The 20,934-nt window shown below is 36.0% G+C and carries 24 protein-coding genes and 1 riboswitch; of the genes, 5 read left to right on the top strand and 19 right to left on the bottom strand.

The genetic code is table 11. The features are described 5' to 3' along the window. Positions 1–80: 80 nt before the first annotated feature. From CCE82_RS10665 to sufC, 7 genes are all read right to left on the bottom strand, one after another. Positions 81–1,079, bottom strand: coding sequence for a hemolysin family protein (locus CCE82_RS10665; protein WP_086429362.1), 999 nt, complete (start codon positions 1,077–1,079; stop codon positions 81–83). Positions 1,080–1,471: 392 nt separating this feature from the next. Continuing rightward, complete coding sequence (locus CCE82_RS10660; RefSeq protein WP_086429373.1) at positions 1,472–2,185, bottom strand: type 1 glutamine amidotransferase domain-containing protein; 714 nt, start codon at positions 2,183–2,185, stop codon at positions 1,472–1,474. 158 nt (positions 2,186–2,343) lie between these two features. After that, positions 2,344–3,741 (bottom strand): Fe-S cluster assembly protein SufB, encoded by a 1,398-nt coding sequence (sufB, locus tag CCE82_RS10655; RefSeq protein ID WP_086429361.1) that lies wholly within the window; start codon positions 3,739–3,741, stop codon positions 2,344–2,346. A gap of 97 nt (positions 3,742–3,838) precedes the next feature. Continuing rightward, the gene (gene sufU / locus CCE82_RS10650; protein ID WP_086429360.1) at positions 3,839–4,288 is read right to left on the bottom strand and encodes a Fe-S cluster assembly sulfur transfer protein SufU; all 450 of its coding nucleotides are present in this window, start codon (positions 4,286–4,288) and stop codon (positions 3,839–3,841) included. Then, positions 4,278–5,528: a cysteine desulfurase gene (locus tag CCE82_RS10645; RefSeq protein WP_420822117.1), complete on the bottom strand. Its 1,251-nt coding sequence runs from the start codon at positions 5,526–5,528 to the stop codon at positions 4,278–4,280. Before CCE82_RS10645 ends, sufU begins: the two co-directional genes overlap by 11 nt. Before the next feature lie 19 nt (positions 5,529–5,547). Beyond that, a complete protein-coding gene (gene sufD, locus CCE82_RS10640; protein WP_086429359.1) occupies positions 5,548–6,855 on the bottom strand; it encodes a Fe-S cluster assembly protein SufD in 1,308 nt (435 codons plus the stop codon). A 22-nt stretch (positions 6,856–6,877) separates the two neighbouring features. Next, on the bottom strand, positions 6,878–7,648 hold the full coding sequence (sufC, locus tag CCE82_RS10635; protein ID WP_086429358.1) for a Fe-S cluster assembly ATPase SufC: 771 nt from the start codon (positions 7,646–7,648) through the stop codon (positions 6,878–6,880). Positions 7,649–7,945: 297 nt separating this feature from the next. On the opposite strand from sufC, the gene popT reads away from it, so the two are divergent. Beyond that, on the top strand, positions 7,946–8,806 hold the full coding sequence (gene popT / locus CCE82_RS10630) for a polyprenyl-phosphate transporter PopT (protein ID WP_086429357.1): 861 nt from the start codon (positions 7,946–7,948) through the stop codon (positions 8,804–8,806). 382 nt (positions 8,807–9,188) lie between these two features. On the opposite strand, the gene CCE82_RS12980 is transcribed toward popT, so the two are convergent. The 9 genes from CCE82_RS12980 to CCE82_RS10585 form a co-directional block, all read right to left on the bottom strand. Continuing rightward, a complete protein-coding gene (locus CCE82_RS12980; protein WP_159454537.1) occupies positions 9,189–9,359 on the bottom strand; it encodes a hypothetical protein in 171 nt (56 codons plus the stop codon). Positions 9,360–10,081: 722 nt separating this feature from the next. After that, entirely contained in the window at positions 10,082–10,900 is an 819-nt protein-coding gene (locus CCE82_RS10620; RefSeq protein WP_086429355.1) for a MetQ/NlpA family ABC transporter substrate-binding protein, read from the bottom strand. 129 nt (positions 10,901–11,029) lie between these two features. Further along, a complete protein-coding gene (locus CCE82_RS10615) occupies positions 11,030–11,851 on the bottom strand; it encodes a MetQ/NlpA family ABC transporter substrate-binding protein (protein ID WP_086429354.1) in 822 nt (273 codons plus the stop codon). Positions 11,852–11,870: 19 nt separating this feature from the next. After that, a complete protein-coding gene (locus CCE82_RS10610) occupies positions 11,871–12,566 on the bottom strand; it encodes a methionine ABC transporter permease (protein WP_086429353.1) in 696 nt (231 codons plus the stop codon). Beyond that, positions 12,559–13,587 carry a methionine ABC transporter ATP-binding protein gene (locus CCE82_RS10605; protein WP_086429352.1) on the bottom strand — a complete coding sequence of 343 codons (1,029 nt, stop codon included), beginning with the start codon at positions 13,585–13,587 and terminating at the stop codon, positions 12,559–12,561. The genes CCE82_RS10610 and CCE82_RS10605 overlap by 8 nt, the downstream gene beginning before the upstream one ends. A 97-nt stretch (positions 13,588–13,684) precedes the next feature. Continuing rightward, a riboswitch (SAM riboswitch) is annotated at positions 13,685–13,792 on the bottom strand. Between the two features lie 37 nt (positions 13,793–13,829). After that, complete coding sequence (locus CCE82_RS10600; RefSeq protein WP_086429371.1) at positions 13,830–14,147, bottom strand: thioredoxin family protein; 318 nt, start codon at positions 14,145–14,147, stop codon at positions 13,830–13,832. Next, a complete protein-coding gene (locus CCE82_RS10595; protein ID WP_086429351.1) occupies positions 14,113–14,508 on the bottom strand; it encodes a toprim domain-containing protein in 396 nt (131 codons plus the stop codon). Before CCE82_RS10595 ends, CCE82_RS10600 begins: the two co-directional genes overlap by 35 nt. A gap of 78 nt (positions 14,509–14,586) precedes the next feature. Next, a complete protein-coding gene (gene gcvH / locus CCE82_RS10590; RefSeq protein ID WP_086429350.1) occupies positions 14,587–14,967 on the bottom strand; it encodes a glycine cleavage system protein GcvH in 381 nt (126 codons plus the stop codon). Between the two features lie 73 nt (positions 14,968–15,040). Next, positions 15,041–15,397 carry an arsenate reductase family protein gene (locus tag CCE82_RS10585; protein WP_086429349.1) on the bottom strand — a complete coding sequence of 119 codons (357 nt, stop codon included), beginning with the start codon at positions 15,395–15,397 and terminating at the stop codon, positions 15,041–15,043. A 286-nt stretch (positions 15,398–15,683) separates the two neighbouring features. On the opposite strand from CCE82_RS10585, the gene CCE82_RS10580 reads away from it, so the two are divergent. After that, a complete protein-coding gene (locus tag CCE82_RS10580) occupies positions 15,684–16,004 on the top strand; it encodes a thioredoxin family protein (protein ID WP_086429348.1) in 321 nt (106 codons plus the stop codon). Positions 16,005–16,174: 170 nt separating this feature from the next. Here the strand turns inward: CCE82_RS10580 and CCE82_RS10575 are convergent, their stop codons facing one another. The 3 genes from CCE82_RS10575 to CCE82_RS10565 are packed head-to-tail and all read right to left on the bottom strand — an operon-like array spanning position 16,175 to position 18,526. Further along, positions 16,175–16,720: a nitroreductase family protein gene (locus CCE82_RS10575; protein WP_086429347.1), complete on the bottom strand. Its 546-nt coding sequence runs from the start codon at positions 16,718–16,720 to the stop codon at positions 16,175–16,177. Between the two features lie 54 nt (positions 16,721–16,774). Continuing rightward, positions 16,775–17,500, bottom strand: coding sequence for a type I 3-dehydroquinate dehydratase (gene aroD, locus CCE82_RS10570; RefSeq protein ID WP_086429346.1), 726 nt, complete (start codon positions 17,498–17,500; stop codon positions 16,775–16,777). A gap of 21 nt (positions 17,501–17,521) precedes the next feature. Beyond that, positions 17,522–18,526 carry a D-2-hydroxyacid dehydrogenase gene (locus CCE82_RS10565; RefSeq protein WP_086429345.1) on the bottom strand — a complete coding sequence of 335 codons (1,005 nt, stop codon included), beginning with the start codon at positions 18,524–18,526 and terminating at the stop codon, positions 17,522–17,524. A 148-nt stretch (positions 18,527–18,674) separates the two neighbouring features. Between CCE82_RS10565 and CCE82_RS10560 the strand changes: the two genes are divergently transcribed. From CCE82_RS10560 to CCE82_RS10550, 3 genes are all read left to right on the top strand, one after another. Continuing rightward, positions 18,675–19,094 (top strand): Ohr family peroxiredoxin, encoded by a 420-nt coding sequence (locus tag CCE82_RS10560; RefSeq protein ID WP_086429344.1) that lies wholly within the window; start codon positions 18,675–18,677, stop codon positions 19,092–19,094. 942 nt (positions 19,095–20,036) lie between these two features. Beyond that, complete coding sequence (locus CCE82_RS10555; RefSeq protein ID WP_086429343.1) at positions 20,037–20,537, top strand: GNAT family N-acetyltransferase; 501 nt, start codon at positions 20,037–20,039, stop codon at positions 20,535–20,537. A gap of 10 nt (positions 20,538–20,547) precedes the next feature. Beyond that, the gene (locus CCE82_RS10550; RefSeq protein WP_086429342.1) at positions 20,548–20,919 is read left to right on the top strand and encodes a DUF1722 domain-containing protein; all 372 of its coding nucleotides are present in this window, start codon (positions 20,548–20,550) and stop codon (positions 20,917–20,919) included. Positions 20,920–20,934 lie beyond the last annotated feature (15 nt).

Raw genomic sequence — 20,934 nt, 5'->3', positions numbered from 1 at the left:
CATTTCCCCCTTAAGTTTAAGAAAAAAGCCGGGATATACGCGACTCCCAGCTAGTTTTCTATATGTTGATGAATATTGTTTTAACGGATTTGTTTCAATTTATCGCTTTCTTCACGATCCATTTCATCTTCAATTTCCATACCTAACATTTCTTCGATTAAATCTTCGTGTGTCACGATGGCATCTGTACCACCATATTCATCAAGTACAATGGCCATATGTTTACGTGTGACCGTCATCTTTCTCAATACCCATTCAGCACGGTTATGCTCATAAACGAATAAAGGTTCTGAACAAAAATCTGTCACCGCTTTGTCCGGCGTTTTACTCCAAGCTAACAAATATTTCGAATGAAACACACCTACTACGTTATCAATATCCCCCTCATATACTGGATAGCGCGTGTATGGATGATTCATCACAATGTCATACACTTCATCATACGTATCCTCTACAGATAAGGACGTCACATTCACACGCGGTGTATTGCTCACATCATTCACTTTCAAACGATCAAAATCCATGACCCCTTGAATACGATTCCGTTCCATTTCGTTAAACGCACCTTCAGTTCCTGCAATCGACACCATCGTGCGTACTTCTTCTTTGGACATCCCTTGATTTTCTTGACCACGTGACAACATACGATTAATACCATCTGTCAATGCATTCAAAATGATTGTTATCGGCTTGAATACGATGACACAAAACCGAATAATTGGGAACACAAGACGTGCAATGGGATCAGGAAATGTTGCGGCTACTGATTTGGGTATCACTTCGGCAAATACGATAATCACGACTGTCAAAATCGCCGACGCAATCCCTACATTAATTCCCATATCCACTGCTAAAATTGTCACTAATGTCGGTAACAAAATATTCGCAATGTTATTACCGATTAAAATCGTCGTAATGAATTCACTCGGTTTTTCTAATAATTTTAATAACTTCGCGGATTTTTGGTGATTTTGGTCCGCTTCAGATTTCAGTTTGACCTTGTTTGCTGCGGTAAGCGCCGTTTCACTACCTGAAAAGAAACAAGAGACAATGATTAATAAAATGATCGCAATGATCATTAAGCAGTTCCCCCTCTTAATCTCTAGCTCAAGGAAATAGTCGATATGTTAAAGTAATGAAGAAAATCAATAGTATCCGATTTATATGTCTAACTTATCCTCATTTTTCAACTGTTTTATCATTATAAATGTACAATAAAACCATTAGAATGAAGAAGATGAGAAAACTTAATGCCTCACCCGATTCCCCTCTTATTTCTGCATATCGCGCTACTTCCCAATCATCTTAAACCTTACACACCGAAAATACATACGGCAGTAATACTCTTATTGTGTCTGAACAATAGGTAAAATGCAAATGAATCACATGGACTAATCGCATGATTTTCACACGTCATTCAACATGAATTGAAGCAAGTTTGATATCTTTATTTGGACACCCTAACAAAAAATTAGCCCCGCTCTTTAACAGCATTGTTATCCTGCTCTAATAGCTCTGCAACAGCTTGGGCGACGTGTTTTGGAGATTGTGGATTTTGGCCTGTCACTAGCCTTTCATCAATTTGGATATAAGGCCTAAACGGTAATTTTGATTTGCTATAATGCGCACCCCGTTTTTCTAATTCGCTTTCCAACATAAAGGGAACGATTCTTTTACGATTGGCTAAAACTTCTTCCACATTCGAAAAACCGGTAAGACGTTTGTTATCTACAAAAAATCTTCCTTTCTCATTTTTCACATTCAATAATGCTGTCACACCATGGCATACCGCAGCAATAACACCGCCGTGATTGTATATTTCATTCACCGCATTTCGTATCGCTTCATTGTCAGGAAAATCATACATCACGCCATGACCTCCAGTAAAATAGATGGCATCATACTGTTTAGGATCTGCATCGGTGATAGGTTGTGCATTTTTTAATACATTTATAAACTGTGTATCTTCATAATATTGTTGCGTGACACGGTCTAACATCAATTTGTTTAAACTCACTGGGTCGATTGGCGTATCCCCACCACGAATATTAAAGATATCAATTTTATAATCATCGTGGTTAAAGTAATCATAAAAATGGACAAGCTCTCCTAACCATAAGCCAGTTGGTTTTTGAGTACCGTCAAACTGATTGTGACTTGTGTTAACAATCATCATTTTTTTCATTGTAAGTATCCTTTCTTGATTAACGAAATGATTTTTCAAAAAACTCATGTAAAAATAAATACCCCTTTATTTTGAACATAATCAAAATAAAGAGGTATTAAAATGGTATCCAGCAGCTTTTTCCAACAATCAAAACTGCTCAACCATGCGTGTTCAGCTTAACCGATACTACCTTCCATCTCAAATTTGATGAGACGGTTCATTTCAACGGCATATTCCATTGGTAATTCTTTAGTAAATGGTTCAATGAAGCCCATGACGATCATTTCAGTTGCTTCTTCTTCAGAAATACCACGAGACATTAAGTAGAATAATTGCTCTTCAGATACTTTAGAAACTTTCGCTTCGTGTTCTAATGAAATGTGGTCATTGAAAATTTCGTTGTAAGGAATTGTATCAGATGTGGATTGGTTATCTAAAATCAACGTATCACATTCGATGTTTGAACGTGCACCTTTTGCTTTACGTCCAAAGTGTACAATACCACGGTAGACAACTTTACCGCCATCTTTAGAAATTGACTTAGATACGATAGTAGAAGATGTGTTTGGTGCTTTATGAATCATTTTAGCACCCGCATCTTGGACTTGACCTTTACCTGCGAATGCGATAGATAATGTGCTACCTTTCGCACCTTCACCAAGTAATACACATGCTGGATATTTCATTGTCAGCTTAGAACCTAAGTTACCGTCAACCCACTCCATGTTACCATTTTCATGAACGAATGTACGTTTTGTTACAAGGTTGTAGACGTTGTTCGCCCAGTTTTGAATTGTTGTATAACGGACGTGTGCATCTTTGTGTACAATGATTTCAACCACTGCTGAGTGTAATGAGTTTGTTGTGTACACTGGTGCTGTACAACCTTCAACATAGTTTACAGATGCACCTTCGTCAGCAATGATTAATGTACGTTCGAATTGACCCATGTTTTCTGAGTTAATACGGAAATACGCTTGTAGTGGTGTATCTAATTTTACGTTTTTCGGCACGTAAATGAATGAACCACCTGACCATACCGCTGAGTTCAATGCTGCGAACTTGTTGTCAGCTGCTGGAATGACAGATGCAAAATATTCTTTGAAAAGGTCTTCATTTTCTTTTAACGCTGTATCTGTATCTTTGAAAATGATCCCTTTTTCTTCAAGTTCTTTTTCCATGTTGTGGTATACCACTTCTGATTCATACTGTGCAGATACACCTGCTAAGTATTTTTGCTCAGCTTCCGGAATACCTAATTTATCGAAAGTACGTTTAATTTCTTCAGGTACTTCATCCCAAGAACGCTCTGAACGCTCTGACGGTTTAACATAATACGTAATGTCGTCAAAGTCTAATTCAGATAAGTCGCCGCCCCATTGTGGCATTGGCATTTTATAAAATTGTTTTAAAGATTTTAAACGGAAGTCTAACATCCATTCAGGTTCATCTTTCATTCTTGAAATTTCACGTACAATATTTTCTGTTAAGCCACGTTCTGATCTAAAAATCGATACGTCTTCATCATGGAAGCCATATTTATAATCGCCTACATCAGGTGCTTTTTTAGCCATCATTGATCACTCCTATTTCTTAACTAATTGATGAGTGCCTTATGACAACTCATTTTCAACTCTATCGTTATAACTGTGTAAAATGCATCATACAGTCTTAATTTTCACTTTTACCTTCTTTTTCTACAGTACCCTTTTCGAGCGCCTTCCATGCAAGTGTCGCACATTTAATGCGGGCAGGGAATTGGGAAACACCTTGTAATGCCTCAATATCTCCCATTTCTTCAGTGATTTCATAATCTTCGCCGAGCATCATTTTCGTAAATTCTTGGCTCATTTGCATGGCTTCTTTCAAACTATGCCCTTTAATCGCTTCAGTCATCATAGAAGCACTAGACATCGAAATAGAACAACCTTCACCTTCGAACTTCGCATCACGAATGACGCCATCTTCAATATCAAATGTTAAGCGGATGCGATCACCACAAGTGGGATTGTTCATATCGACAGTCATCGTTCCGTCTTCAATGACACCTTTATTGCGAGGGTTTTTATAATGATCCATAATCACTGAACGATATAATTGGTCTAGATTATTAAAATTCATATGAGAAAAACTCCTTCGTTTGTTTCAATCCTTCGACAAGTTGATCGATATCTTCTTTTGTATTATAGATATAAAAACTTGCACGCGCTGTTGAAGAAACGTTTAACCATTTCATTAATGGTTGTGCACAATGGTGACCTGCACGCACCGCTACACCTTCAGTATCTAGAGCTGTCGCAACGTCATGTGGATGCACATCTTTCAAGTTGAACGTAATAATACCTGCACGCTTCTCTTTAGATGGTCCATAAATGTCGATACCCTCAATTTGTGACATTTGTTCATAAGCATACGTCGTTAAAGCTTGCTCATGTTCATGAATCGCATCAAAACCAATGGACTCAATATATTCAATTGCTGCTTGTAAGCCAATCGCCTGAGCAATTAAAGGTGTGCCTGCTTCAAACTTCGTCGGTAAGTCTGTCCAAGTACTGTCATACAAGTCCACAAAATCTATCATATCGCCACCAAATTCAGTCGGCTCCATTTGATTTAAGTGTTCTCGTTTTCCATAAAGTACACCAATTCCTGTCGGTCCAAGCATTTTATGGCCACTAAAACTATAAAAATCAACATTCAAATCTTGAACATCTACTTTCATATGTGGAACAGACTGTGCACCATCAACTGAAATAATCGCACCATTTTCATGCGCAATTTCTGCAATAGCTTTAATATCATTAATCGTTCCTAATACGTTAGAAACATGCGCGATTGCTACAATTTTCGTACGTTCTGAAACTGTTTCACGCACAGCTTCTAATGTAATCGTACCATCTTCTGCCATTGGGATAAATTTTAATGTCGCACCTTTACGTTTCGCAAGTTGTTGCCAAGGGACAAGATTCGCGTGATGCTCCATTTGTGTGACAACAATTTCGTCACCTTCTCCTACATTGGCATCTCCATAGCTATGTGCAATCATATTAATCGCTGCTGTTGTACCACGAGTAAAGATAATTTCTTCAAAATATTTCGCATGGATAAAACGACGGACCGTTTCACGCGCCCCTTCGTATCCATCTGTCGCAAGTGATCCAAGTGTGTGCACACCGCGATGCACGTTGGAATTATAACGTTCGTAATAATCCGTCAATGCATCGATCACTTGCTTAGGTTTTTGACTTGTTGCTGTTGAATCCAAATATGCGAGACGTTTCCCATTCACTTGTTGTGCTAAAATGGGAAAGTCTTTGATAATTGCTTCTACATTTAGTTTTGTATCGGCCACTACAATCACAGACCTTTCTTGAATTGTATTATTTGCCTACTTTCAGCTCAATCACTTCACGTAATTGACGTTGAACATCTTCAATTGGTAATTCACGTACAACTGGATCTAAGAAACCGTGAATAACAAGACGTTCTGCTTCTGATTGCGAAATACCACGACTCATAAGGTAGTAAAGTTGTTCTGGATCTACACGACCTACTGATGCTGCGTGTCCTGCTTCTACATCGTCTTCATCGATTAATAGAATTGGGTTCGCATCACCACGTGCATTTTCAGAAAGCATCAACACACGTGATTCTTGGTTAGCTGATGAACCTGAACCCCCATGTTTAATGTGACCAATACCATTAAAGATAGAAGAAGCATTTTCTTTCATTACACCATGCTTCAAGATATAGCCATCTGTTTCTTTACCATATTGCACAATACGAGATGTTAAGTTAATTATTTGTGTTCCACGTCCAACAACCACTGATTTCAGCTCAGAAGTTGAACGGTCACCAATTAAGTTTGTTGTGTTGTCAATAATTTGGTCGCCTTCATTCATTAAACCTAATGACCAACGAATAGAGGCATCCGCTTCTGTCACACCACGGCGAATGATATGACCTGTAAAACCTTGATCTAAAAAGTCAACAGAACCATATGAAATGTTAGAGTTCGCACCCGCAACCACTTCTGAAATAATATTCAATTGGTTTCCTTCGCCACTCGCTGTTGATAAATAGTTTTCGACATAAGTCACTTCTGCACTTTCTTCAGTCACTAATAGAACGTGGTTGAAGAAGCTTGCGTTGTCATCGTCATGAAGCACAACATATTGAATCGGATGTTCGACAACGACATTTTTCGGTACATATACGAAAATACCACCGTTCATTAATGCCGTGTGTAATGCTGTCAAACGATGCTCGTCAACAGTCACCGCATCTTTCATGAAATATTTTTCAACTAAATTGCTGTGGTTCACTAAAGCATCTTGAATATGTTCAATAACCACACCGTCTTGTTGTGCTTTTTCATTTACTTTTGTATATGCAAGCGTATTATTATGTTGAATCACTAAGTTTTCAGTATTTTCCACGTTAATAATACGATCAATTTCTTTTGGTAATTCTTTTAAATCATTGTACACAGCACCTTGTGTTTCATGCTGTTTAAATGAATCAAAATCCCATTTTGTTAATTTTGTTTTATCTGGTTTAGGCATTTCTAAAGATTCGACTTGTTTAAGTGCTTTTTTTCTTAATTCAGTCATCCACGAAGGTTCGTTATGGGCTTGTGAATAATCAACAAGTTGCGCTTCAGAAATATTTAATGTTTCAGTCGTCATAATTATTTCCTCCTATTGATGATTATTGGTTTGCCATTACTGATTCGTATTCTTCTTTAACCCATTCATAACCTTCTTCTTCAAGGCGTTTTGCTAATTCAGCACCGCCAGATTTTACAACGATACCGTTATACATTACATGAACGTGGTCTGGTGTAATATAGTTTAATAAACGTTGGTAGTGCGTAATAATTAATGAACCAAATTCTTCGCCACGCATTTCATTGATTCCTTTTGATACAACTTTTAATGCGTCAATATCAAGCCCTGAGTCAATTTCATCTAAAATAGCGAATTTAGGTTGTAACATCATTAATTGTAAGATTTCGTTACGCTTTTTCTCTCCACCAGAGAAACCTTCATTTAAGTAACGTTGCGCCATGTCTTTATCCATATCTAAGAAGTCCATTTGTTTATCTAACTTTTTAATGAATTGCATTAAGTTGATTTCGTTACCTTCTTCACGTTGCGCGTTGATTGCAGAACGCATAAAGTCCGCATTTGTCACACCCGTAATTTCTGATGGGTATTGCATTGCTAAGAAAAGACCCGCTTTCGCACGTTCATCAACTTCTAATTCTAAAACGTTTACACCATCTAATAACACTTCACCTTGTGTGACTTCATAAGATGGATGACCCATAATTGCTGAAGATAATGTTGATTTACCCGTACCATTTGGCCCCATGATGGCATGAATTTCCCCCGTGTTAATTGTCAAGTTGACACCTTTCAAGATCTCTTTATCGTCAATAGACACGTGTAAGTCTTTAATTTCTAATGTTGATGGCATTAATATTCCCTCCAAAATAATGTTAGATTCCATAGTTTAGTTTATAATAATTTTAATGTAACGTCAAAAGGTTTTCAAATCTATCTAGTTGCTTATTATAACGGAAATAGTGGGATTTATAAACCTTTTCGTGTTATATAACCCGTTTGTATAAGAATCGCTCTGACAATCTTTTTTAGAAACGTTATTGATAATTGAAAGCACTCTGTTCTCATTCAAATGCGCATCATATTATCATTAATAGAAATTGGGTATAATATGTTATGATATATGGATAAAAAAGAAAGGATTACAATTATGTCGAAATTCAAACTTTCTAATATTCCTCGTGGTTTCGCGATGGGCGTCAGCGATCTCATCCCTGGCGTAAGTGGTGGTACGATTGCGTTATTACTTGGAATATATGATGATTTCATTCAATCTGTAAGTGGTGTTTTTTCTAAAAATTTTAAAAAGAGTATTTTATTTTTATTACCGATCGTGATTGGAATGGGCTTAGCAATCGGTATTTTAAGCAGTGTCATCAACTATTTATTAGCAGAACATCCCGTCCCAACCATGTTCTTTTTCTTAGGGCTGATTTTAGGGATTATTCCATTTTTATTACGCATCTCTAGATATAGACAGACTTATCATATTCAACATTGGTTAGTGATGCTCATCTGTGTCATTATTTTAGCGTCAATGGCATTTTTCAAAGGTGATAGTGGCCATGCTGTACCTACACATATTGATTTATCAGGACCGATGTTGATTAAATATTTAATTGCAGGTATCTGTGCATCGAGTGCCATGTTATTACCAGGTATCTCCGGTTCATTCGTTTTATTATTATTCGGTGTTTATAGTACAGTGACATTTTCGATTTCAGAAGCTGTTCGTTTTAACTTCGAAGGGCTGCCGGTGATTTTATTAGTTGGTGTAGGTGTCGTTATCGGCTTCGTTATCGCAAGTAAAATCATCACATTTTTACTCGAGCATTATACGTATTTAACGTATGCTGCGATTTTAGGGCTCGTCATTGGTTCACTTTTCTCAGTATTTCCAGGATTACCAACAACAGGACTCACATGGATCATTTCCATCGTGACGTTAATGATTGGATTTGCAATAAGTTACATCTTAGGTCAATACACAGAAGATACTGCATCTCAATAATTCGAAAGCACACATGATTATTTTCATGTGTGCTTTTTTATATTATTAATAGGAAGAAACACGGACCAACTCAATTTTGGCGCCTCTCATTTTGATACTATTATACTGTACTTTCAGAAATGATATTTTTGTCTTCATAAAAAGAAAAGTTAAATATGTCTTTACTAAGTAACTCTTCATATAAAATATCAGAGACAATTTTTGCTATTTTATCACTATTTTGTAATTGGATATTAATGGAGTGTATGATATCATACCAATTGTTTTTACTGTCATATCGATAAATAAATTTATTTTCTAACCCGTTCACTTTGTTTAATCTATCGACAGTTTTGGTATAAGATTTATTTAAAATTTCATGACCATATCTCATATTAATCACTTACAATTCATTTTTTATTATTTGATAGCAATCATCAAATTCTTTTACAAAATTCTGAATTGACTTAATTTCATCCACTGTAACTTTTTCAATTTGATAGTCAGCTTTAACCCTTGATTGCTTTAGTTTCGAATAAAAAGATTTAATATTTTTTGCCCTAACTAATTTCATTCTTTTTTCTCATCCCTCATAGCTTTATTGACCTCTTTTTCAATAAATAAAATAAGAGATGTATGCGAAGAATTATCGTTATCCTTTTTAGAATATTGAAATTCAGTTTGAGCTAAGTGTAATAATTTTTGAAAGCATGAAAAGTAATATCTATTTGCAACTACATCATTATCATCGCCTTCATTTGCTAATTTATGAGCTAATTCCCTGTTTTTTTGCTTTTGTCTTGCAAACTCATTTTAATCACCTAGCCATTTCTAACCATATAAATAAGACATTATCCTCTTATTGATATCATCTTGTCAATAACTATTTCTAGCTTAATTATACATTATGCTGTCCTTTTTGAAACTGTCTACAAATAAGCTAAATAACGCACATCCAAACTACGACAATTCAATACCCCTATACTTTATTTGGTACTTCCATTATTTTCACATACGCATTCTTTATGAGTTTCAGGCATCTAAAACATATGAATTAAAACTTAAATTTCACACCTTAACCTCTTCAATTCACAGACTTTAAATTCAAATTGATAAAACGAGCGAGGCCCCCGAGTGATTTTACTGAAGTCGAAAACCCAATTTGCCTTCTATAAGAAATACTAACGACTTATAGGCAAATTGAGTTGAGGCTTCGGCTGATCCCGGAAGCTCCACCCGTTTTAAGCAATAGGCATATTTCTCAAAAACATTGTATATGAAATGTGAATCAAAACATTACTTCGCAGGAATGACTGCACCATCAAACTCTTTCTCAATATAATCACGCACTTCATCTGACTGTAATGCTTTCAAGAACTCTTGATACTTCTCATCATTCTTATGTCCTTTTTGAACAGCCAAAATATTCGCAAACGGTGATGACTCATCTTCTACTGCAATTGAATCTTTCAGCGGCTTCAAACCATTATCGATCGCATAGTTTGAGTTCATAATCACCGCGTCACCTTCACCATTATTGTACGTTTTAGGTAAAAATTCTGCACCTTGTTGGTTATCGAACTCTAAATGTTTTTTATTTTCGACAATATCATCTAACTTTGCGTCTTCAATTTTAACGCCGTCTTTAATTTTGATTAGGCCCGCTTTCACAAAGAATGATAAGAAACGGCCCTCTTCAGCTGGATTGTTTGAAATATAAATTTTAGCACCATCTGGTAAGTCTTTTAAGCTTTTATGCTTTTTACTGTAAACAGCCATTGGTGTTGTTAAGACTTTACCTACTTCTTCAATTTGGTAGCCGTGTGACTTTTGTTCTGCTTTTAAATAAGGGACGTGTTGGAAAAGGTTCGCATCGACATCGCCTTTATCCAACAATTTGTTCGGAATTTTATAGTCATTAACTTCGCGAACTTCAACTTCATATCCCTTTTTCTTCAAGATTTCTCCAGCTTTTTTAGCGACTTGCCCATGTGGTGTAGGTGTTGCGGCAACTACGATTTTTTTGCTATCACTTTCATTGCTTCCTTTTCCACATGCTGCTAAAACGAGTACCAATGCGGCAATTGCAGTGAATAATACAGATAATTTTTTCATATGTACATTCCTCTCCCATCTGACCTATGTTAAATGAATGTGGTGTGAAGGTTTAAGCCATTCGAATGACTTCAACTTATCACACCACATGTTGTTTTTATTTCACATTAAATATTTGTGCGATCAACCTTATTCTGCTGGTAATACAGCACCGTCATATTTTTTCTTGATGAAATCTTTAATGTCTTTAGAATGTAAAACTTCCATTAAAGCTTTAATTTTCGCATCATCTTTATGCCCTTCTTTAACAGCAATTAAGTTGGCATAAGGGTTGTCTTCCCCTTTTTCAACAGCAATAGAATCTTTTTGTGGATTCAATTTTTGTTCGATAGCAAAGTTAGAGTTGATGATCACTGCATCGCCTTCATCATTTTGGAACGTTTTCGGTAAAAATTCTGCTGCTTGTTTGCTATTGAACTTAATGTCTTTTTTATTTTCTACAATGTCGTCAAATGTTGCATTTTGAATTTTAACGCCATCTTTAATTTTAATTAAGCCTGCATCTACAAAGAATTTTAAGAAACGACCTTGTTCTGCTGGGTTGTTCGAAACGAAAATCTCAGCACCGTTTGGTAAATCTTTTAAGCTCTTATGCTTGTGAGAATATACAGCCATTGGTTCGATATGAACATCACCTGCTGACTCAATTTTGTAGCCTTTTTCTTTTTTCTCAGTGTCTAAATAAGGTGTATGTTGGAAAAAGTTTGCATCTAATTCTCCAGCATCTAATAATTTGTTTGGTGTTGTGTAATCGTTAATTGTTTTAATTTCTAAGTCATAACCTTTATCTTTTAACAATGGTTTCGCTTGTTCTAAAATTTCGGCATGAGGCGCGGGTGATGCACCAACTACAATTTTCTTGTCGTCTTTTTTATCTGCTGATTTATTTCCACATGCAGCAAGTCCAATGGCTAAAGCTAAAATAACAATAATTGATAAAATTCTTTTCATTCCACATTCTCCTTAATCATTAGCGTTTATCAATTCTATTTGTAATCCAATCCCCAAGAAATTGAATTAAAAATACTAAAATTAAAATTAAAATCGTTGAAATTAAAATGACATCGTTTTGGTTACGCGTAAACCCTGTGAGATAAGCAAGGTTCCCTAATCCTCCAGCACCGATTACTCCGGCCACTGCTGTTGAACCAACTAACGCAATCGCTGTTACAGTAATACCTGAAATGAGCGCGGGTAATGATTCAGGAATCAGCACTTTAAGTACGATGTTCCAAGTTGTTGCACCCATTGAACGTGCTGCTTCGATAACACCTTTATCAATTTCTTTCAATGCAATCTCCACTAAACGACCGTAGAATGGTGACGCACCGATAATCAACGCAGGCAAAGCACCTGTTGGACCACTAATTGTACCGAGCACCAAACTTGTAAATGGAATTAAGAGCAAGATTAAAATGATAAACGGAATGGCTCTGAATAAGTTCACGACGAACGATACAATATTGTAAAAGACGCGTCCGATTTTCGATTCGCTTTTCGATGTTAAAAACAAAATCACACCTAAGATCAAACCTAAAATGAATGAAAATGCTGTTGAAATAATGGTCATATACAATGTTTCGTACGTCGCTTCCCATACATCTGGCCAACGTACATTAGGCATTGTTATCATTTCTTGTAAGATTTCGTTAAAACTTTTACCCATGACTGACCACCTCTATCTCGACATTTTGCGCTTTTAACTCTGTTTGAATTTGCTCAAAGTTAATATCCGAAAAATTTGGAATATGTACTAAAAGATAGCCTAAAGTCCCTGTTTTCGAATGCTTGATATTTCCTTCCAAAATATTAATGGAAATACCGTGCTTTTGTGTTAAGTAAGACACAATCGGTTGCGTCGTATTCTCACCTGAAAATATGAGTTTCGCTAACACATCATCTTTGTCTAATGCAAAAGTTTGCGCTAAGTCATCACTCTCATCGCTTGGTTTTAAATCGTCTTGAACAAATCGACGTGTGACTTGATGTTGTGGATGTTCAAAAATATGTGACACTTTGCCCTCTTCAATCACACGACCATTTTCCATTACTGCCACTTCATCACAAATACGACGAATAACGTGCATTTCATGTGTAATCATAATAATCGTTAAGTTTTTCTCGGTTTTGAGCTGTAATAATAAATCTAAAATTTCGTCGGTTGTTTGTGGGTCAAGCGCACTTGTTGCCTCATCACATAACAAGACTTCTGGATCATTAGCCAATGCACGCGCGATACCGACACGTTGCTTTTGTCCTCCTGATAATTCTGATGGATAGGCATGTTCTCTACCTTGCAAACCCACACGTGTGACTAATTCTTGTGCACGTGCTTTCGCTTCATTTTTTGGCACGCCAGCAATTTCAAGTGGAAAAATAATATTGTCTAGTACAGTTCTTGACCACAATAAATTGAAATGTTGGAAAATCATACTGACTTTTTGACGCTTTTGACGTAATTCAGCTGGACTTAATTGCCCGATATTATCACCACCGATAATCACTTCCCCTGACGTCGGTTTTTCTAAATGATTAAATAAACGGACTAAAGTACTTTTACCTGCACCCGAAAATCCAATAATGCCGTAAATCTTACCTTTGCCGATTTCGAGATTGACACCATCTACAGCAGTAACAGATTTCGTTTTGCTTTCGTACTTTTTCACTATATTTTTAAGTGTGATCATACTGTTCCTCCCCGTGTTGCTACTTTAAAAAATTTGAAAATAAAAAATGCTTTCCCTTTTAAAGAAAAAAGAGAAAGCATGAATATAGACCGCTTTTCTCTCATCTTCAAAAGTAAAAATACTTTATGTGAATTGGCACCATTTCTAAAACTTAGACGGTTGCCGGGCTTCATAGGGCACATCCCTCCACCACTCTGGATAAGAGTTTTCTGACTATTCGATTGATTATTATATTATCATCGTCATTCACTGTCGTCAATGACTTTTTTTAATTTTTCTAACAAGTAAGGTACGGAATGAAATGCATAGAGTCGCTCTACTTCTTGATCATAGCGCATAATCATTAAAATAGGAACTGATTGAATTTCTTTTTCCTGACTCCATTCAGGGTGATAATTCAAATCCAACTTCACAATCGGAAGCTGTGTCATTTCATTTGCGATATCAAGCATGCGTTCTGATATTTTACATGTGCCACACATCGGTGTATAACCAAAAATCAGATGAACACTTTGATCAAAATGCTCAGATATATTGTTCAATTGCTTTGAAACACTCATCATATGAATACTTCCCTTTTACATAAAAGTCTTGCTTCACTTTGAAATCAAAATGGTGCAATACATTGGAGAGGTAATCGCGTGGACAACGGGCAACTTCACTATATTTCGTATCAATATAGATGTCTGTACTTTCACTCAAATATGTCGTAAACCATTTGCGAATGCGACGACCTTCTGCATCTGCATCTACTAAAATGTAGACCTGTTTATCATACAAATATTCAATCATATTGTCTAACTTTTCGATTCCCATCGTCCCATGTGTACAAATGATTTCGACAGGTTCTAACAACACCTCTTGAACACGTTTTTTATCAGATTTCCCTTCAACAACAATAACCTTATGGATCATCGTCATGGTCTTCACCTTCTAAAAAATATTTGAGTATAAAAAACTCCTTGATAATTTAATTACCCAGGAGTTCTCATTTTGATATTATTCGCCAATCATTTTTTCGTAACCCGCAGCATCTAATAATGCATCGAGTTCACTTTCATCTTTTAATTCAACTTTAACCATCCAAGCTTCCTCGTATGGTGATTCGTTTACTGATTCTGGTGAGTCTTCTAAATCTTCGTTAACTGCTACAACTTTACCAGAAACTGGAGAATATAGTTCTGATACTGTTTTAACAGATTCAACACTACCAAAAGTTTCGCCTTCTGTTAATTCGTCTTCTACTTCTGGAAGCTCAACGAAAACGATATCACCAAGCTCGCTTTGCGCAAAGTCAGTAATACCAATGATTGCAGTATTTCCTTCAACTTTTACCCATTCATGTTCTTTTGAATATTTTAATCCACTTGGCACTGCCACTTGAATCCCCTCCTATTTAATGATTACGGTTACAATTTAATCATGACACATTGCAGCTATTCAATCAACTATTTTATGACACCCAGATGTCACGATAATCGTCTTCTTTAAAGCCAACTGTCACTTTATCACCAGAAATAGCGAGTGGTCTTTTCACTAACATACCGTCAGATGCGAGCAATTCTAATTTTTCTTCATCGCTCAAATCACCTAACTTATCTTTTAAGTTCAATTCTTTATATTTTGCACCGTGTGTGTTAAAAAACTTTTTAATGTCTAAATCTGATTTTTCAATGATTTGACGAAATTCTTCTTTCGTCGGTGTATGTTGTGTAATATCAATTGGTTCAAAGCTTACACCATTTTCTGATAAAAACTTTGCCGCTTTTTTACAAGTCGTACAATTTGGATATTGATAAAATTTAATCATCGCTAAGCCTCCTCGTTCAAATTAACTTAAATATAACAAATTATAATTTAAAATGCTTGTTTTTTTAGCAAACAAACTTCAACATATACAACTTTTGCGCTATAACGATTAAATAGCAACAAATTTATTCATGCCACTATAATAACGTTTTCATGATTCAACAGTAAATACCTTTTTTGAATTTTCTTAATTAATAGGACATGGATAGAGCGAATCACACAGGTGACTTCTCTTATAAAATTCGATATAATATCGTTACTTATCAGTTATAAAGGAGAGGTCTAACATGCAAAGTATTACAACTATGGATTCATTCAATCAAGTGATTCAAAGTAACGAACCTGTCATTATTAAATTCGAAGCGGGTTGGTGCCCTGACTGTAGAGCGATGGATATGTGGATTGACCCGATCGTTGAAAAATATAATCAATACGAATGGTACACAGTCAATCGTGATGAATTAGAAGATGCTGTTACACAATATGAAGTGATGGGTATTCCAAGCCTCTTAATTTTCCAAAATGGCGAAAAACGACATCATTTACATTCTGCCAATGCAAAATCACCTGAGCAAGTTGAAAGTTATCTTGCTGAAAGTTTAGGATAGACTTTATAATCACTAAGAATGGATATACGTCCGTCAATAGATATGGCCGGGAGCATTTCAACATGTCCCGGCCTCTTCTTTTTAATATTAAATTCATGACATTGTTTGAAGATGCAGCCTCAAACAATTCGCGTGTTTCTATATAGGATTGCGAGATAAAATAGTCCCCTTTAAAACTCTGTAATCATCGCTTTATTTTGACGTGGTACTTTACGATAATGGTCTTCTTCCTCTAAATCGGTTAAATATAAAAAACCAATGAGCTTTTCATCTGGACCTACACCAAAAGCAGCACGCACTTTAGGCTTAAAAATATATTCTGGTGTTTTCCAGCATGTCCCGATTCCTTTTTCGTACAGTAATAACAGAAGATTTTGCGCAAATGCTCCAACAGCGAGATAGTTTTCATTTTCTTCGCGTTGTCGCGCATCACATTTCATGACAATCGCAAGAAACCCACCTAAGTTTGTCACCGCTTCGTAATGACTTTGCTGCTTTTCTTGATCTCTCGGAAAAGCATAACGCGATATTTCACGGCTCATTTCACCGAGCTTATGCTTTGGTACATATACGACACGCCAAGGTTCTCGCATACCGTGATTAGGCGCATCTGCCGCATCAAAAATCGCTTCTTTTAAGGCCGCTTCATCTATATGCATGTCTCTTTTGAACTTCTTTATACTTCTTCTTGATTTAATAGCTTCTTGAAGTTCCATTCCTATCTACCCCTCTTTTATTGATAACCATTATCAATTATAAACGACAGCATTTTAACTTTCAAATATACTGTATAGAGGCAATACTTGCGCTAACGTTTCCACATGGAGTTGACCTGGCGCTACACTATCAGACAATGCACCGTATGATAGCGCACCACCGAACGTATTTTGCGCAGTTCTCGAAATCAGTCCAAGTTGTCCCATAGATATACCTGTTACCCATTGTTGCAATGCTTCATGCGCTTCACTTAATGCTTGTAACAATGTTAATACGTCTTGTTGACTCTTTGGCATCACTGCAATTTTTAAATGATTGGCACCTAGTTTTGACATGTGGTAATACGTCTTCTTAAGCACTTCAATTGTAGGCGTCGTTTCAAAATTGTGATAAGAAGCTATCGAAACTTTTCCGCCTTGATGAATCGCTTCAACAACTTCGCGACGGTTCTCTTGATTTGGTTCCCATTCAATGTCAATTAAATCTATCTTGTCTAATGCTGACAACTCTCGTAATAACTGTAAATATTCAGCTTGTGATAATTCCCCTTTACCTCCTTGTTGAGACGTGCGATAAGTCACAAGTAACTCAAATGTGACGGGAAGTGCAGTCATTTGTTGAATCATTTGCTCAACGATTGCTACCTCACAATCAGGTATCCCATCAATTCGCAATTCAAGAATATCAAAATTCTTCGCGTAACGTTCGATATTACTTAATTCATCATGAGTTAATGTTTGTTCTAACGGCATTAAACTCGCAACAATTTGTGTTTTCAATGATGTGTCACCTTTTTCTATTTATGGATTAACAATATTTTGTGCTTGTCGAGTATGGATAAATGATAAAACATCATCTAATGGAATATCGACTAAGTTTTTCACGGCCTCATCAGTATAAAATGCCACATGTGGTGAAAGCAACACTTTATCATGCTTTAACAATGCTTTTAATATTTCGTCTTCCAATTCACGATTGCCCCAATCATATCTGAAATATGCACCCTCATTTTCATACGTATCAATCGCAACACCAGCAACATGACCATCCTCTAAACTCCGGATTAACGCTTGTGTATCCACCACACTACCACGTGCTGCATTGATGAGTAACAAACCCGGTTTAGCTAATTTTAAAACAGCTTCATTGATTAAATAATGATTTTCTTTAGAACCCGGAACGTGAAGCGTCAATACGTCTACTTGTGAAATTAATGTTTCGAGACTGTCCACATATGTAACAACGTCCTTTAACCTTGCATCCGGTGCGATGTCATAAGCTAAAACTTCCGAACCAAAACCTTTAAAAATTTTCGCCGCACGACTACCAATACGTCCTGTGCCTAATACCCCGATTTTTAGTGATTCAACTGTTCGACCTTGCAAATTTAAATTCCAAGTAAAATCATTTTGAGCCATATTGCGATCAATTTGTGCGGTATGTCTGACTAACTCCAGCGTACGTGTTACAGCAAATTCAGCAATCGATTGTGGTGAATAACTTGGTACATTACTAATTTTAACATTTTCGAGATTTGCCGCTTCTAAATCAAACTGATCATAGCCTGCTGAACGTTGCGCAATATGATAAATGCCATTGTCAGCGAGTACTTTATAAAATGCACTGTCAAATTGCGTCGTTTGAGAAATTGAAATCCCATCTACATCTGCCAATTGTGCTAATTGCTCAATATCTAGAGGTGATTCAATCAGTTCGACCTCTACTTCAACTTGATGCGCTGCCTTCCATTGTTCTAATGCTGGTAACTCGTCTTCTCTTACATCAAATACTTTAATTTTCGTCATTGTTTAATCCCCCCATAATAGATGTCAGTTAATTCTGAATAAAGTAACTATAGCCCATTCCATTCGTTTTGAAAAGGCGTTATGATTAAAAACGATCTCATCGGGTAAATAGTAGTATGAAACATAAAGAAACAAGGAGGAATTATTGATGGGTACAATTTATCAAACAACTGCAACAAATACTGGAGGACGTAAAGGTCACGTTCAAACAGATGACAATAAATTAGAATTTAAATTAGCACCACCCGATAACGCGAAAGAAGACGAAACAAATCCTGAGCAATTATTTGCTACAGGCTATGCATCATGCTTTAATGGAGCTTTTGACTTAATGTTAAAACGAAATGGTTTCCGTAAGGCTGAGCCGGTCGTTGATTTAACAGTGAAATTAATGGATGATCCTAATTCAGAAAGTCCAATGTTAGGTGTGGATATTCAGGCGAGAGTTAAAAATATGTCACAAGAAGATGCTGAGAAATGCTTAGAGGAAGCACATGCATTTTGTCCTTATTCAAAAGCGACAAATGGCAACATTGAGTTTAGTATGAATGTGACGGTTGAAGATTAATCAAGCACATTTACTTGAGGATGGTTCCTTAATATATCACGATTGCTACCTATGATTTCGCTTTCCGAGGCACTGAAGTCTCAACTCAATCTGGCTGGTTTTAATTCGTTAATTTAATGATGCCGGATTGGATTTTCGGGAGCAGTACAGAAATCTCATGTGTAACGAAGATATCGTCGTACTCCCCCCGCAAGGCTGACTAGACTTCTCAAAAGCACAAGCATTGAGAAGTCAGACAGCTACTGCGATAAACAGTAGCCACCATCAAAGTTAAACGACGACATTTTGTTTTCAACTTTATCCCTTAGGAGCCTCGGCCCGGTATGCAATCTAAAGAGCAATGCTACTTTTTAAAAGTGGGATTGCTTTTTTGTTCTTTCAACATCGGCTTTTTGCTAGGATTGAGATCGGACAAATCGCGACTTGTGTTATTCCCTACTCATCACGCTTTCCGCCTATTCTTAAATTTATCCCAACAGGCGTCTCGAATAGTTCTTGCAATCTTTTTTGATACGTCTTGGATATTAAAAGCGAAATATTTTAGATTGAATTTATACTCCAACACTACCTTATCCCAACTCAAATTACTTTTTATATACAATGCTACTTTTTAAAAGTGGGTTTTTCAGTCCCCTTTTAATCAAGATAGATATAGAAAAAATTGTTCCCCCTAGTTCATCGTTATTTTTACTTCATTTTTTCTTCTCAATAATTTTCTATTTACCGGTATGTCGAATTTTTAACAACCGCTTTTTATTAATTGCTTTTTAAAACCCTATGCTACATTAATACAGAGCTATATTTTAATAATGATAAAGGGATTTATTTTTATAAATGATTTTTTTAAATTCTGAAGATTCTCAAATAGCATTGAATTTCCAAAAGTATTTGATTATGATTAGTAGTGAAAGGTTTGATTTAAAGCATACTGGAGGTGGCACTATGATCAGAATATTGACGCGTAACGATTTGAGTCAATTTAAACAACTCATAGACGACGTGCAACTTATCGAAACGGAGCCCAATAGTCATGAATCTTTTTTACAACTTGATCTGACATCTGAAAACATTGACGCTTTATTTCATCCAAATTATCAAGATCGCGTAGTATTATTTGGTGCATTCGAGAATGAAGTGTTAGTGGGGTTTATTCATCTCAATTATACTTTGCAACTTACAAAACGTCATAAAGCAATGATTGAATGTTTATATATCATCCCCCAATATCGAAATGAAGGTATTGCACAACAATTATTAGAAGCACTCATAAATTATGCAAAAGAAAATGGCATTGAGAATATTTTACTTTCTGTTGCATCGAATAACATTGCCGCTAAAATTTTTTATAATAACTTTGGTTTTGAATTTTTAGCTTTAGAAGAAAAAGCGCGTAAAATTGATAATCATTATATCGAGGATCATTGGTTAATTTATTATACTTAAGGTGATTACGTTGAAAGAAATTACAAGAATCCAAAACTATTGGCGCTATCAAAAATATAACGTCATGATGCGGAGTTATAAAGATTATAAAGAGATTCAAATGTTGATTAAACAAAAGATGTCTTTTAAAACGATAAAAGCAGCCATTCAAGAAATATTAGCAAAACCAATCGACAACTCAGCTTTTATTAATACATTTCAACATTTATGGGGATATTTCAAACATGATGCTACACCAACAGAAAAAGAAAGTTATACCTCTTTATTAACTCAACTTGAAACAAGAATCGTCACTTATGATGCGTGCATTCAATTCATTCAAAATCTGATTCAAAAATATCAACAACCTTACCTACTTCAAAGTGCCATTATGGACTTATAAAAAGAGACGCAACGA

It is taken from the genome of Staphylococcus cornubiensis (genome assembly GCF_900183575.1).
GTDB lineage: Bacteria > Bacillota > Bacilli > Staphylococcales > Staphylococcaceae > Staphylococcus > Staphylococcus cornubiensis.
This window is presented reverse-complemented; position numbering and strand designations above follow the sequence as displayed.

Coding starts and splice junctions, on each gene's coding strand:
- CCE82_RS10595 (WP_086429351.1), bottom strand. CDS start 14,508: ATGACGATGATCCATAAGGTTATTGTTGTTGAAGGGAAATCTGATAAA.
- CCE82_RS10555 (WP_086429343.1), top strand. CDS start 20,037: ATGATCAGAATATTGACGCGTAACGATTTGAGTCAATTTAAACAACTC.
- sufB (WP_086429361.1), bottom strand. CDS start 3,741: ATGGCTAAAAAAGCACCTGATGTAGGCGATTATAAATATGGCTTCCAT.
- sufU (WP_086429360.1), bottom strand. CDS start 4,288: ATGAATTTTAATAATCTAGACCAATTATATCGTTCAGTGATTATGGAT.
- CCE82_RS10605 (WP_086429352.1), bottom strand. CDS start 13,587: ATGATCACACTTAAAAATATAGTGAAAAAGTACGAAAGCAAAACGAAA.
- CCE82_RS10660 (WP_086429373.1), bottom strand. CDS start 2,185: ATGAAAAAAATGATGATTGTTAACACAAGTCACAATCAGTTTGACGGT.
- sufD (WP_086429359.1), bottom strand. CDS start 6,855: ATGACGACTGAAACATTAAATATTTCTGAAGCGCAACTTGTTGATTAT.
- CCE82_RS10560 (WP_086429344.1), top strand. CDS start 18,675: ATGGGTACAATTTATCAAACAACTGCAACAAATACTGGAGGACGTAAA.
- CCE82_RS12980 (WP_159454537.1), bottom strand. CDS start 9,359: ATGAAATTAGTTAGGGCAAAAAATATTAAATCTTTTTATTCGAAACTA.
- CCE82_RS10620 (WP_086429355.1), bottom strand. CDS start 10,900: ATGAAAAAATTATCTGTATTATTCACTGCAATTGCCGCATTGGTACTC.
- CCE82_RS10580 (WP_086429348.1), top strand. CDS start 15,684: ATGCAAAGTATTACAACTATGGATTCATTCAATCAAGTGATTCAAAGT.
- CCE82_RS10565 (WP_086429345.1), bottom strand. CDS start 18,526: ATGACGAAAATTAAAGTATTTGATGTAAGAGAAGACGAGTTACCAGCA.
- sufC (WP_086429358.1), bottom strand. CDS start 7,648: ATGCCATCAACATTAGAAATTAAAGACTTACACGTGTCTATTGACGAT.
- popT (WP_086429357.1), top strand. CDS start 7,946: ATGTCGAAATTCAAACTTTCTAATATTCCTCGTGGTTTCGCGATGGGC.
- CCE82_RS10585 (WP_086429349.1), bottom strand. CDS start 15,397: ATGATTAAATTTTATCAATATCCAAATTGTACGACTTGTAAAAAAGCG.
- CCE82_RS10665 (WP_086429362.1), bottom strand. CDS start 1,079: ATGATCATTGCGATCATTTTATTAATCATTGTCTCTTGTTTCTTTTCA.
- CCE82_RS10610 (WP_086429353.1), bottom strand. CDS start 12,566: ATGGGTAAAAGTTTTAACGAAATCTTACAAGAAATGATAACAATGCCT.
- CCE82_RS10615 (WP_086429354.1), bottom strand. CDS start 11,851: ATGAAAAGAATTTTATCAATTATTGTTATTTTAGCTTTAGCCATTGGA.
- CCE82_RS10600 (WP_086429371.1), bottom strand. CDS start 14,147: ATGAGTGTTTCAAAGCAATTGAACAATATATCTGAGCATTTTGATCAA.
- CCE82_RS10575 (WP_086429347.1), bottom strand. CDS start 16,720: ATGGAACTTCAAGAAGCTATTAAATCAAGAAGAAGTATAAAGAAGTTC.